13 protein-coding genes and 3 pseudogenes are annotated in these 12,280 nt (G+C 65.4%); 3 read left to right on the plus strand and 13 right to left on the minus strand.

Annotated elements, in window-relative coordinates; translation table 11 throughout:
- Positions 1 to 15: 15 nt before the first annotated feature.
- Genes CKW46_RS10100 through CKW46_RS10110 form a run of 3 tightly spaced genes read right to left on the minus strand, consistent with a single transcriptional unit; the run spans position 16 to position 1,675 of the window.
- Positions 16 to 732: an NADH-quinone oxidoreductase subunit C gene (locus tag CKW46_RS10100; RefSeq protein ID WP_012393325.1), complete on the minus strand. Its 717-nt coding sequence runs from the start codon at positions 730 to 732 to the stop codon at positions 16 to 18.
- On the minus strand, positions 729 to 1,283 hold the full coding sequence (locus tag CKW46_RS10105; RefSeq protein WP_011740423.1) for a NuoB/complex I 20 kDa subunit family protein: 555 nt from the start codon (positions 1,281 to 1,283) through the stop codon (positions 729 to 731). Before CKW46_RS10105 ends, CKW46_RS10100 begins: the two co-directional genes overlap by 4 nt.
- An 8-nt stretch (positions 1,284 to 1,291) precedes the next feature.
- Positions 1,292 to 1,675: an NADH-quinone oxidoreductase subunit A gene (locus CKW46_RS10110; protein ID WP_011740422.1), complete on the minus strand. Its 384-nt coding sequence runs from the start codon at positions 1,673 to 1,675 to the stop codon at positions 1,292 to 1,294.
- Between the two features lie 419 nt (positions 1,676 to 2,094).
- Here CKW46_RS10110 and CKW46_RS10115 point away from each other — a divergent pair.
- The 3 pseudogenes from CKW46_RS10115 to CKW46_RS10125 all read left to right on the plus strand — a co-directional run.
- A pseudogene (locus tag CKW46_RS10115) lies at positions 2,095 to 2,283 on the plus strand (PPE domain-containing protein); the annotation flags it as partial.
- 143 nt (positions 2,284 to 2,426) lie between these two features.
- Positions 2,427 to 3,630, plus strand: a pseudogene (locus CKW46_RS10120) (ISAs1-like element IS2404/ISMul1 family transposase).
- A 21-nt stretch (positions 3,631 to 3,651) separates the two neighbouring features.
- A pseudogene (locus CKW46_RS10125) lies at positions 3,652 to 4,284 on the plus strand (alkaline phosphatase family protein); the annotation flags it as partial.
- Positions 4,285 to 4,320: 36 nt separating this feature from the next.
- On the opposite strand, the gene CKW46_RS10130 reads toward CKW46_RS10125, so the two are convergent.
- The 10 genes from CKW46_RS10130 to CKW46_RS10175 all read right to left on the minus strand — a co-directional run bounded on the left by CKW46_RS10130 (position 4,321) and on the right by CKW46_RS10175 (position 12,280).
- Entirely contained in the window at positions 4,321 to 4,722 is a 402-nt protein-coding gene (locus CKW46_RS10130; RefSeq protein WP_011740418.1) for an Rv3143 family two-component system response regulator, read from the minus strand.
- A 74-nt stretch (positions 4,723 to 4,796) separates the two neighbouring features.
- The gene (locus CKW46_RS10135; RefSeq protein ID WP_015354942.1) at positions 4,797 to 5,336 is read right to left on the minus strand and encodes a YceI family protein; all 540 of its coding nucleotides are present in this window, start codon (positions 5,334 to 5,336) and stop codon (positions 4,797 to 4,799) included.
- 35 nt (positions 5,337 to 5,371) lie between these two features.
- Positions 5,372 to 5,782 carry a nuclear transport factor 2 family protein gene (locus CKW46_RS10140; RefSeq protein WP_482053116.1) on the minus strand — a complete coding sequence of 137 codons (411 nt, stop codon included), beginning with the start codon at positions 5,780 to 5,782 and terminating at the stop codon, positions 5,372 to 5,374.
- 11 nt (positions 5,783 to 5,793) lie between these two features.
- Positions 5,794 to 6,135, minus strand: coding sequence for a DUF6285 domain-containing protein (locus tag CKW46_RS10145; RefSeq protein WP_020786332.1), 342 nt, complete (start codon positions 6,133 to 6,135; stop codon positions 5,794 to 5,796).
- Complete coding sequence (locus CKW46_RS10150) at positions 6,135 to 7,097, minus strand: phosphotransferase family protein (RefSeq protein WP_015354945.1); 963 nt, start codon at positions 7,095 to 7,097, stop codon at positions 6,135 to 6,137. The genes CKW46_RS10145 and CKW46_RS10150 overlap by 1 nt, the downstream gene beginning before the upstream one ends.
- Positions 7,094 to 8,332 (minus strand): acyl-CoA dehydrogenase family protein, encoded by a 1,239-nt coding sequence (locus CKW46_RS10155; protein WP_015354946.1) that lies wholly within the window; start codon positions 8,330 to 8,332, stop codon positions 7,094 to 7,096. The genes CKW46_RS10150 and CKW46_RS10155 overlap by 4 nt, the downstream gene beginning before the upstream one ends.
- 24 nt (positions 8,333 to 8,356) lie before the next feature.
- Positions 8,357 to 8,998, minus strand: a complete 642-nt coding sequence (locus tag CKW46_RS10160) for a TetR/AcrR family transcriptional regulator (RefSeq protein ID WP_012393335.1) — start codon at positions 8,996 to 8,998, stop codon at positions 8,357 to 8,359.
- Positions 8,998 to 9,894, minus strand: coding sequence for a hydroxymethylglutaryl-CoA lyase (locus CKW46_RS10165; protein ID WP_011740412.1), 897 nt, complete (start codon positions 9,892 to 9,894; stop codon positions 8,998 to 9,000). The genes CKW46_RS10160 and CKW46_RS10165 overlap by 1 nt, the downstream gene beginning before the upstream one ends.
- The gene (locus tag CKW46_RS10170) at positions 9,891 to 11,096 is read right to left on the minus strand and encodes a CaiB/BaiF CoA transferase family protein (RefSeq protein ID WP_015354948.1); all 1,206 of its coding nucleotides are present in this window, start codon (positions 11,094 to 11,096) and stop codon (positions 9,891 to 9,893) included. Before CKW46_RS10170 ends, CKW46_RS10165 begins: the two co-directional genes overlap by 4 nt.
- Positions 11,093 to 12,280 (minus strand): alpha/beta hydrolase, encoded by a 1,188-nt coding sequence (locus CKW46_RS10175; protein WP_482053117.1) that lies wholly within the window; start codon positions 12,278 to 12,280, stop codon positions 11,093 to 11,095. The genes CKW46_RS10170 and CKW46_RS10175 overlap by 4 nt, the downstream gene beginning before the upstream one ends.

Here is a 12,280-nt window from a genome sequence, read left to right on the forward strand (position 1 = left end):
CTTCTTGTTTCGTCATCAGTTGTAACCCCTTCGCTCGTCGGGTGGGGGTATCTGCGCGCCCTTGTATTCGACCGGGATGCCGCCGAGTGGATAGTCCTTGCGCTGTGGGTGCCCCTGCCAGTCGTCAGGCATCTCGATTCGCGTCAGCGAGGGATGCCCGTCGAAGATGATGCCGAAGAAGTCGTATGTCTCGCGCTCGTGCCAATCGTTGGTCGGGTAGACGGCGTATAGCGACGGGATATGCGGATCGCTGTCGGGGGCAGACACTTCCAGCCGCAGGCGACGGTTGTGGGTGATCGATTGCAGCGGGTAAACCGCGTGTAGTTCGCGGCCGGTCTCATGCGGGTAGTGCACCCCGTTGACTCCCAGGCACAGCTCAAAGCGCAATTCCGGCTCGTCGCGGAGGGACTGTGCGACTCGCAGTAGGGCCTCGCGGCGAACGTGCAGGGTCAACTCGTTGCGATAGACCACGACTTTCTCTATGGCATCCTCGAATTCGACGCCGTCGCGGTTCAGCGCCTCGGCCAGGCGATCGGCGATCTCGTCGAAGTAGAAGCCGTACGGGCGGGGGCTACTGCCCGGCAGCACGATCTCGCGCACCAGTCGCCCGTATCCGGAGGTGTCGCCGGTGCCTTTGACGCCGAACATGCCGCGACGCACGTCGACCACTTCTTCATTGGAGGAGCCGGTTTGGCCCGCTGCGTCTGATGGGTTCTGGTCTGGCGAGCTCATCGCAGCAATCCACGCATCTCGATAGTGGGCCTGGCCAACATCGCCGCCTCTTCGGCTTCGGCGATGGCGCGTTCCCGGTTGACGCCCAGCGGCATTTCCTGAATCTTCTCGTGCAGCTTGAGGATTGCGTGCAACAGCATTTCCGGACGGGGTGGACAGCCGGGCAGGTAGATGTCGACCGGAACAACGTGGTCCACGCCTTGCACGATCGCGTAGTTGTTGAACATCCCGCCCGACGATGCGCACACGCCCATGGCCAGAACCCATTTCGGCTCGGCCATCTGGTCGTAGATCTGGCGCAGCACCGGCGCCATCTTCTGGCTGACCCGCCCCGCCACAATCATCAGGTCCGCTTGGCGTGGTGTCGCCGAAAACCGCTCCATCCCAAACCGGGCGATGTCGAACCTCGGCCCCGCGGTTGCCATCATCTCGATTGCGCAGCATGCCAGCCCGAACGTTGCCGGCCACAGTGAGTTCTTGCGGACATAGCCCGCTACTTTCTCGACTGTCGACAACAGGATTCCGCCGGGTAGCTGTTCTTCCAGTCCCACGACCTACCTCAATCCCACGTCAGGCCCCCGCGGCGCCACACGTATGCGTACGCCACGAACACCGTGAGCATGAATATCGCCATCTCAACTAGAGCAAACGTCCCCAGTGCATCGAAGCTGACCGCCCATGGATAGAGGAACACGATTTCGATGTCGAAGACGATAAACAACATTGCGGTCAGGTAATACTTCACCGGGAACCGCTGCCCGCTCGCCGTTTCGCGGCCGCTGGCCCCGGCTTGCGCCTCGGTGGGTTCGATTCCGCATTCGTAGGCGGCAAGTTTCGACCGGTTGAAGCGGGTCGGTCCGACCAGGCTTGCGATCACAACCGAGACCACGGCGAAGCCGGCGGCGAGCGTCGCCAGTACCAGGATGGGTATGTAAGCGTTCAAGTCGCTCCATGATCCGTCGTACGGGCCGCCAGCACGGCGGCCGGGCGGCTGACTGGGCTGCTGTGACGGACCGGGCGTGTGGACCGTCACAGTGACCTTCAACATAGTCGCGCTTCGGCGGGGCTACATGCCGGGGGGTCAACCTGGTGGACATCCCCAGGATGCGCGGCCGCGTCGCGCCTGGCTTGCTGGTCACGGTGATGAGCGGCCAGGGTCAGCGCGGGGTCGCGGCATCGGCGATTGCCGCCGATTGACGTAGCTGGTTGCCGTCGAGTGCCGGTGCGGATTCCTATGAAAGTCAGGTAAACCGTCGGATAACTGGCACCACTTGTTGCTAATGTTTGCTGCTGGCGGGTTGTCGCTGGGGAGTTCGCGAAAGGCAGTGCAATACTGCCCCGCGATCTGGGAGGATTGATGCCGTGAGTTTCTTTGTGCTGCCACCGGAGATCAATTCTCTGCGAATGTTTATTGGTGCTGGCACAGCGCCGATGCTGGAGGCGGCCGCGGCCTGGCAGGGGCTTGCCGAGGAGCTGAGCACCGCGGCGCAATCGTTTGCTTCGGTGACCGCAGGGTTGGCGGGTCAGGCCTGGCAGGGTTCGGCGGCGATGCAGGGCTCCGGCGTTGTTGATTAGCAGGCTTGTGAGCTGGGTTGATGATCTTTGGTGCCGCGCTATTGGGGCCGGAGTGTAGGCACGGGCTATCTGGAGAACGATCGAGTTGGTTACTGTTCGTCGTTGGTCTGGAGTTGCCCGTGCCTACCGTTTCAGTATTGCCTGTGTCGTCGGTTCCAGAGGTGTTCGACCGCTGGAGTCCTGGTGAGCGTAGCGAGGTCATCGGATCGGAGTTTCTCGATGTGTTGGTCTCGGTGCTAGACCCGAGGGACCCACGCGGTCGGAGGTATTCGCTGATGGCTTTGTTGGCGATCGCGGTTCTGGCCACTGCCGCGGGGATGCGCGGCTATGCTGGTTTTGCTACATGGGCGGCCACCGCTCCCGATGATGTGTTGGCCTAATTAGGGGTCCGGTTCCGGCGGCCCAGTGAGAAGACCTTCCGCGATGTTTTGTCTCGGCTAGACCCCGCCGACCTCAACGCCAGGATGGGCAGTTACTTCACTGCACACGTGGCCAGCAGCGACCCCAGTGGATTGGTGCCGATCGCGTTGGACGGCAAGATGCTGCGTGGTGCCTTTACGCGCCAAAGCGACAGCCACGCATCTCGTGTCGGTGTTCGCCCACCGTGCCCGATTGGTGCTCGGTCAACTCGCTGTCGCCGAGAAAAGCAATGAAATTCCCTGCGTACGTGCCCTGCTCACGCTGCTGCCGGGTAGCTTGCGGTGGCTGGTCACCGTGGATGCGATGCATACCCAGGTCGTCACCGCGAAGTTGATCTGCGCCACCTTGAAGTCGCACTACCTGATGATCGTCAAGTCCAACCAAGCCAAAATACTTGCGCGTATCACCGCGCTGCCCTGGGCCGAGGTGCCCACAGCCGCTACCGACGACTCCCGCGGCCACGGCCGTGTCGAGACCCGCACCCTGCAAATCATCACCGCTGCACGAGGAATCGGCTTCCCCTACGCAAAACAAATCATCCGGATCACTCGTGAACGCTTGATCACCGCCACCGACCAGCGCAGCGTGGAGGTGGTCTATGCCATCTGCAGCCTGCCGTTCGAGCACGCCCGCCCTACCGCGATCATGACCTGGATGCGTCAACACTGGGGAATCGAGAACAGCCTGCACTGGATACGCGACGTCACCTTCGACGAAGACCGTCAAAGGGCACATACCGGAAACGGCGCACAGGTCCTAGCAACGCTACGCAACACCGCGATCAATCTGCACCGCCTCAACGGCGCCGACAACATCGCCGAAGCCTGCCGGATCACCGCTTTGACCGCCAACCGCCGCCTAGACCTCCTCAATCCACAATTCCCCAGCTCACAAGCCTGCTAATCAACAACGCCGGAGCCCTGCCCGCCGGCCGTCGGAGCCGTCGTCATCGTGAACCTGCTCAGGATCTTGCTATCCAATCCGGCGGTATGGGAGAAGACGGCGCTGATCGTCGGTTACGACGAAAATGGCGGCTTTTTCGATCACGTCGTTCCGCCTACCGCGCCGGAGGGAACTCCCGGCGAATACCTCACCGTGCCGGACATCAATTCGGTCTCGGGGGCCGGTGGCATACGCGGGCCGATCCGCTTGGGCTATCGCGTCCCCGGCATTGTCATCTCGCCATTTAGCCGCGGCGGCTTGATGGTCCACGACGTGTTCGACCACACCTCGCAGCTGAAGTTGATCAGCAAGCGGTTTTCGGTACCGGTCCCCAATCTCACCCCCTGGCGCGACAGCACGGTGGGCGACATGACCTCGGCATTCAACTTCGCCGTCCCGCCCAACCCGTCGCGGCCCAGCCTGAGTCATCCGGGATTGGCCGCCCTGCCCAAGCTGCCGCAGTGCATTCCCAACGTGTGGTTGGGCACGGTGGGGGTGAACCCGAATCCCTACACCGGCTCCCCGCAGGGAATTCCCTATCGGGTGCCGTTCCCACAGTCCCTGCCGTCGCAGGAAACCACCCCCGCCCGCGGGATCCCCAGCGGGCCTTGCTGACCGGTCGGCCACACCGGGCCGGACCAAGCGCTTGGGCTACAGCGCGGGCGCGCGGAGCAGACCCAGCACCGTTCGGCCCAGCACAATCGGGTCGATGGGGTGAGGCACCGCGGCCTCGGCCCGCGACCAGCTGGCCAGCCAGGCGTCGTCGGGGCGGCCGGTGAGCACCACCAGCGGCGGGCAGTTATCCAGTTCGTCCTTGAGCTGCTTGGCGATTCCCATGCCCCCGGTGGGTGTCGCCTCACCATCGAGAATGGCCAGGTCGATGCCGCCTTCGTCCATTCGCCGCAAAACCATGGGGCCCGTCGCCACCTCGACGTAGGTCAGCGCGGGCAAGTCCGGATGTAGCCGTTTGCCCAGCGCCCGCACTACCTGTTCGCGGGTCTGGACATTGTCGCTGTAGACGAGGATCCGCAGGTCTTCGCTGGAGTCGGCCACGGTGCAGATGCTACTGGTCTCCGGTTGCCCGGCGCCGGGTGGCACCACGGCAAGTGCGCTGGACCCGCGTTGAATCAGACGACCCGCGCCGGGGCGAAGACCAACACCGCCGACACGGTCGCCGTCCTGGCCATCACCCCGAACTTGTTCCAGTCCAGGCCAAACTGCGCGCGATCGATTTCGGCCTCGCCGCAGATCCGCACCGAGCCGTCGCCGAACTCGGTGATTGTCACCGGCAGCGGTACCGGGTCGCCGACGCCTTTGATGGTGAAGTTCGCCCGCAGGTCGGCCCCGCGGCCGTTGGTCGGCTGCAGTCCGGTGACCACCACGCGGATCTGCGGGAAACGCTCGACATCGAAGAAGTCGGCCGAGCGCAGATGCTTGTCCCGGCTGCCGATGCCGGTGCGCACCGAGGCCGTTTCGATCTCCAGATGACCGGAGACTGCGCCGTGGTCGGCCAACTCGCCGTAGCCGCCGAAGTTGGTGAATTCGCCCTTGACGGTCAGCAGACCCCACATGTTCTTGATCTTGAAGGTGATGGTCGAGCGGTCGGCGACGAGATGCCATGGGCCTTGGGCGGCGGGATCGCTCAGCAGAGCTTCCAGGGTCGTCATCATCGCTCCTCACGGTTGTCGAGCTCGTCGGCGCCCTAGTCGAGCAGGGGCGCGAGTTCGGAGGGGTCGAAGTATTCGTCGATACGGTTGATCACACCATCTCTGTCCAGCTTGATCACGATGCAGACCCGCATCGCGATCACCTGGCCGGCTCGGCCGGTCGCGTGCAACGTGTGTTGTTGGACGAAGCCGCTGGCTGATTCGTCGCTGAACACCCGACGGTCCAGGATTTCATAGCGGCGCTCGGTGGTCGCCGAGAGGAACCAATCGATCACCCGCAGCGCGCGCGCCTTGTCGTTGTCCCGGCGCGCGCCGACCCGCCAGACCGCAATGTCGGGGCTCCACATCCGGTCGACTTCGGCCCGGTCGCCGTTCTCGATCGCGGTGAACAATGGGTCGGCTACCTTAGTGATAGCCTCGGTGCTGGATAGGGGCGGTGGGGGCATGCGCCGGGCTCCTATTCGCTGTCGTATCCGGGGTGGGCAACTGCCAATCGATGTCGCACCAGTGTGCGCAGGCACCCGATGACCACCTCGGCGCGACCGTCGAGTTCGCCGGCCCGGATGGCCGCGGCCAGAGCGGCCTCGTCGGCGAAGCCCAACTCGCCCAGCGCGGTCCGCACCTCGGCGTCACCGGGGCCGAGCAGCTCTCGCTCGACGATGCGCAGGGCATTGGCGGCCACCCTGGCATGAAAGTTGACCTGGCCGTCGGTCGCCGCCCGGACATCGCCCTCCAGGAACTCGGCGACGGCGGCCACGAGCTCGGCCGCGGTTGGACGCCCGTAGTTGCCGGTGCGCATCAGGCCCCCTCCAATAGGTCCAGCAGATCCCATTCGTTCTCGCATACCCGTCGGCCGATCGTCGCCAACTCCACCGAGCGGGCCTGCCCGCTCAAGTGGCGCCATGCCTGGTATTGGCAGATCACGCCCCAACGCAGCGTGGCCAACACCAGCCACCAGTGAAAAGCGCCTCGGTCGACGGCGGTGCCGCCGGCCCGCTCGTAGGCCCGCAGGAAGTCCTCGATGCTGCCCAGCCCGCCGGCGCCGTAGCTGGCCGGAGCCCCGAACCGCCAGGCCCGCACGCAGAACCAGGCCAGGTCCTCGTATCCCGCACCGACGTGCACCAGCTCCCAATCCAGCACGGCGGCAAGCCTGGATCCCTCGACGATCAGATTCCCCATCCGGTAGTCGCCGTGCACCAGAACCGGTGCCGACTCGGCCGGCCGATGGGCATCGAGCCAGCGGAACGCCCATTCGAAGGTGGCGGTGGACTCACCCATCGCGTCGAGCCGTTCACGCCAGTGCGCCACCGGGTCTTCGTGGACAAGGCCGGCGTCGCCGGCGTCGGCGCGGTGAATCGCGGCCAGCGCCTGCGCGCATTCACCCAGTAGCCGCTGCCGGCCCGCGTCGTCGAGCTGGCGTTGGATGCGCCGGACGATGGTTTCGCCGCCGACCTCGTCGCAGATCAGGAACGGATTGCCCAGTGCGGCGGGGGAGTCGTCGGCGACCAGCACGTGGGGGACCGGTGCACCGGCGGCCGCGGCGGCGGCCTGAACGCGGGCTTCGAGCTCCATGCCGGCGTGCACATCGTCGGGCGGCCCGGTGCGCAGGATCAGCGATCGGCGTCGGTGGCCGGTAACGGCGTCGAATGCCCAGGTGGTCCTGCTGGCTCCGCCGGTCAGTGCGCGCAGCTTGTCGATGGCCACCTCGGTGCCCAGCATCGGGCGCAACACGGTGGCCAGGCGGTCGGCCAACTCGGTCACTTCTGGCCAAACTTGAACAGCCGCTGCGCGACCCGGCGAATCTGAATTTCCTCGGCGCCCTCGGTGATCCGGTATCGGCGGTGGTGGCGATAGATGTGCTCGAATGGTTCGTGCCGGCTGTAGCCGACGCCGCCGAACACCTGCATGGCCCGGTCGGCGGCCTCGCACACCAGTCGGTTTGCGCGGTAGTTGGCCATCGAGACCTTGTCGGACACCTCCATATGGTGATTTCGGTCCAGATGCCAGGCCGCGTAGTACACCAGCAGCCGCACCATCTGCGCCTCGGTCTGCAGTTCGACAAGCGGCCACTGGATGGCCTGGTTCACCGACAGCGGCTTGCCGAACACGCGGCGTTCGCCGGCGTAGCCGACGGCCCGGTCGATACAGTATTGGGCCGCGCCCAGGCTGCTGGCCGCCTGGCGAATCCTGTTCTCGTGCAGAAAAGTCTGGCCCACCTCGAGGCCCCGATCGACCTCGCCCAGCACCGCGTCATCGGGGACGCGCACGTTGGTGAGCTCGACCTCGCCGTGATCGGTGGGCATGTTCAGCGTCCACCAGTAGTACGGGACGTTGAATCCCGCGGTGTCGGTTGGGACCAGGAACGCGGTGATGCCCCGGGCCTGCCCCGGCTCGCCCGAGGTTCGGGCGAACACCAGGTCGTGGGTCGCGCGATGCACACCGGTGTTGAACCGCTTGGCGCCGTTGATGATCCAGCTGTCACCGGCGTGCTCGGCCTGGGTCTGCATCCAGGTGGCATCCGACCCGTGCAGCGGCTCGGTCAGCCCGAACGCCATCGACCGCTCGCCGGTGATGAGCGCCTCGGTCCATTCGCTTTTCTGAGCGTCGGTGCCAAAGCGATCCATCATGATGACCTGCGGGAAGTTGCCGACGATGGAGGACTCGTTTTGCAGGTCGTTGTGCAGGCCAAGGCCTTTGTGCGCCAGATGTTCGCGGATGGCGGCCATGTCCAGGTTGGTCCCGTCGCGACCGCCGAACCGGGCCGGCAGCCCGTAGCGCAGCCAGCCCGCCTGGTCGGCGCGCCTGCGCATCTCGGCTAGCAGTTCTTCCCATTCCCGGCGCGGGACACCATCGTTGTCCCAGTCGGTGCGGGCGTGCTCGCGACGATGGTCGAAGTATTGAATGTGTTCGTGTTCCAGCGGTTTGATCTCGGCCTCGATGAACTCGTCCATCTGGGCGAGTAGGCTCTGAAGATGTTCTGGCAGAGTGAATTCCACGTTGAATCTCCTCCTGTCGTGCCGCTAGAAACCGTATAGAGTCTTCTTCCAGATCCGCGACAGCGTGGTGATGGCGTCCTCGTCGGTGATGGTGACACCCAGGCCGCCGGGTCCCGAGGATCCCGAGGTGCCGACCAGGACCGAGGTGAAGTTCTCGAACAACAACGCGATGGCCACCGCGGTGTGGTCCGGGTTGAGTTCGGTTCCGTAGCCCTGATCCTGCGCGTGCCGTACCGAGGCGGCGATGATGTCCATGCCGAAGCGCCGGAATTGGTTCTGCACCGCGGCAAAGCGCTGCTGGGTGGCGGCCAGTTGGTCGACGGCGATCATGATGCCGATGTTCTGTTTGAAGATGTTCCAGTAGCCGGTCACCACCGCGGTGAAGAACGTGTCATCGTCGGGAGAGTCCGGCAGTTGCAGGCTGACCCCGGAGGGAGTCACCACATCGTGTAAGAACGACTGCGCCAGGGCGGCCAGTAGGTCTTCCTTGTCGGTGAAGTATCGGTAGAACACCGCTGAGGACTTGCCCGCGGCGGAGGTGATGTCGGCCAGCGTGGTTCCGTGGAATCCTCGCTCGGCGAACAGCTTGCGCGCGGCCTGCTCGATGGCCTGCCGGGTCTGGCGGCCTTTGGAGCTGAGTTCTCGTGACTCTTGCCGGGCGGGCATCAGCTGCGAATCCGGTCTCCTGCGCGCAAGAGTGCGCCTGGCAGGTCATGGCCAACAACCGCCTTGGCCACCTCGGCCGCGGCGATGGCGGCGGCCAAGTCGACGTCGACGGCAAAGCCGCTGTCGGCCAGCAGGTACACCAGGTCCTCGGTGGCGATGTTTCCGGTGGCCCCGGGTGCAAAGGGGCAACCGCCGAGCCCGCCGACCGAGGCGTCCAGCCGGGTGACACCGGAGCACACCGCCGCATAGGCACTGGCCAGCCCGGAGCCGCGGGTGTTGTGGAAGTGCGCGCCCAGCGGCATGTCGCCGAGCACCGGCCCCAGCTGCGCGATGAGCGCACTGACCCGGCCGGGCGTGGCGGTGCCGATGGTGTCGGCGATCGAGAACCGGTCCACCCCTTGGTCAACGGCGGTGGCCGCGATGTCGAGAACTTGCTGTGGCGCGACGGCCCCGTCGAACGGACAGTCCCAAGCGGTGGCCACGATCACCTCGACGGTGACCTCGCCGTCGCGGCCGATGGCGAGGATCTCGCTGATCTGATCGGTCGCGTCGGCGGTGCTCCGTCCGACATTGGCCATGCTGAACGAATTGCTGGCCGCCACCACGTATTCGATCGCGTGCAAGCCCGCGGCAATCGCCCGCCTGGCCCCGTTGGGACTGGCTACCAACGCGGAGAACTCGATGTCGGGGTAGCTGTGCAGCTCCGCGGCGAGTTCGGCGGCGTCGGCCATCGACGGCACTTTCGACGGCGACACGAACGCCGTCGCCTCGACTTCACGGACTCCGGTTGCGGCCACCGCTGCCAGCAGCTCCAGCTTGGCGGACAACGGCACCGGCTTCTCGATCTGCAATCCGTCGCGTAGCGCTACCTCGCGAATGGTGACGTGGGTGGTCATAGCACCTCCTCGGCGCGCAGCTGCTCGAGCTCTTCGATGCTCTTGCCCAGCAAGCCGATGTAGACGTCGTCATTGTGCTGCCCCGGCCGCGCAGGCCCGGCGCTACGCACCTGGCCGGGGGATTCGGAGAGCGCCGGCACAATCCCGGGGCCCAGCACGTTGCGCCCGATTCGTTCGTCGTAGTGCTCGACCAGCATGCCGCGGGCCCGCAGTTGCCGATCCTTGACCACTTCGGCGACGGTATTGATCGGCCCGGCGATCACCCCCGCGGCCGAAAGCGTTTCGATGATCTCATCGGGTTGGCGCTGCGCGGCCCACGCGCCGATGATCTTGTCCAGTTCGTCCTGGTTGCGGCCGCGGGCGCGGTGGGTGGCGAAGCGGTCATCGGTGGCCAACTCCGGACATCCCATCGCTTGGCACAGCCGCGTGAACACGGTGTCCTGGTTCGCCGCGATCACCACCCACGATTCGTCGGCACTGCGATAGATATTGGACGGCGCGATACCTTTCAGCCTGGTACCGGACGGCCCACGCACCACTCCGCCCACGTCGTAGTCCGAAATGGTGGACTCCTGCAGAGCCAAACAGGATTCGGTCAGCGCGACATCGACCACCTGGCCCGTCCCGGTGACGCTGCGGCGGTACAGGGCGGCCAGCGCACCTTGGGCGCCGAACATCCCGGCCAGGCTGTCGCCCAGGGACAGGGCCAGCCGGGGCGGGGGTCCGCCGGGGAAGCCGTTGAGATGGCGCAACCCGCTGGCCGCCTCGGCTACCGACGCGTAACCGGCCTTGTGGGCATCAGGGCCGGTCTGCCCGTAACCCGATACCCGCACCAGGATGATGCCGGGGTTGCGTTCGCGCAGTACGTCGTAGCCCAGGTCCCACTTCTCCAGCGTGCCCGGCCGGAAGTTCTCCACCACGATGTCGGACTTGTCGACCAGCTCCAGGAACAGCTCCCGGCCCTGCGGCCGGCGCAGGTCGAGCGTGATGGCCCGTTTGTTGCGGGCATGCACCGTCCAGAACACGTGGTGTCCGTCGACTTCGGCCTGGCCCCAGGTCCGCAGCGGGTCGGGGGCGCCGGGCGCTTCCACCTTGATGACGTCGGCACCCATGTCGCCGAGGAGCCGGCCGGCGAAGGGGCCGGCGATCAGGGTGCCCAGTTCGAGCACCCGGATACCGTCCAGTGCCCCGGGTTCGGTCATGGCCTGCTCGCAAAGTCGTGTCGCAGCAGCCAGTCGGTGACAATGTCGACGGCCTGACTTAGCTTGTCGCGCTGGTCGGGGCCCGCGTAATAGTGAGTAGCACCAGGGATTTCGTACATCTCCTTGTCGGCATGCCCGATGGCCTCGAAGAGTCGTCGGGTGTGGCTGGGCGTGCAAGCGTCATCGGCCAGATTACCGATGACCAGTGCCGGGACGGCAAGATCCCGGCCGCATACCACGCCGTCGCCCCGCGCATCGTCGTAGCTCCATTGCGACAACCAGCTGCGCAGCGTGCAGAAGCGTGCAAGCCCGACCGGGCTCATGTTCACCACCTGCGGATCACCCAGATAGCAGGTGCCGGGCGTGCGCTCGTTGGGGTCGACGCTGGGATCGAGCCAGCGCGGGTCGGCCATGGTGTCGTGCACCACGAAGCAGAATTCCGCAACATCGGAGTCGGGGCGCCCGCTGGCCTCGAGTTCGGCCAGCTTGTCTTTCACCCAGGCGGTGATGCGCCGGTTGCGGTCGATCTGAGCCTGCCGGTAGCGGGTGAGGAACTGTGCGCTGTAGGGCGGTTGGTTGGGGTTGTTCGGGTCGTAGAGATCCAGGTCGGGATCGCGTTTGCTCGGATCGGATTCGTCGATGATCGAGGCGTCCAGCCATTCGGTGAGCGTGCCGTGGCGGCTGATGTGCGCGGCGAGCAACATGATGGCGTCGGCGGCGGGCAGGTCCAGCTGGGTCAGGTCGGGGCCGTCGCCGGAGGGGCTGGCCGTCAGTGTCGGCCGCTGGGCCTGCTGCTGGTAGAGCACCGACAGCGAGCCGCCGCCGCTCCATCCGGCCAGTACCACCTTGGAGTAGCCCAGCCGCTTCTTCGCGTCCTTGATGCATTCGCCGAGATCTTCGACCACCTTCTCCATCAGCAGCGCCGAGTCGGTGCCGCGGAACCGGCTGTTGCAGTAGATGACGTGGTGGCCGGCGCGGGCCAGTGCGTTGATCATCGGCAGATATGCGCCGCCGATCGGGTGCATGAATACCAGCACGGTCTCCGACGGTTTGTCCTTCGGCTTGAGCAGATAGCTCTCCAGGACGGTGATCTCGGCGAGTCCGCCATAAACATCGCGGACCCCGGAATTGTTCTGGAAAGCAACGAGATAGGGGATTCGATCGTATTCGTGTCGGGTCGCCAT

It is taken from the genome of Mycobacterium liflandii (assembly GCF_022354805.1).
Classification (GTDB): domain Bacteria; phylum Actinomycetota; class Actinomycetes; order Mycobacteriales; family Mycobacteriaceae; genus Mycobacterium; species Mycobacterium marinum.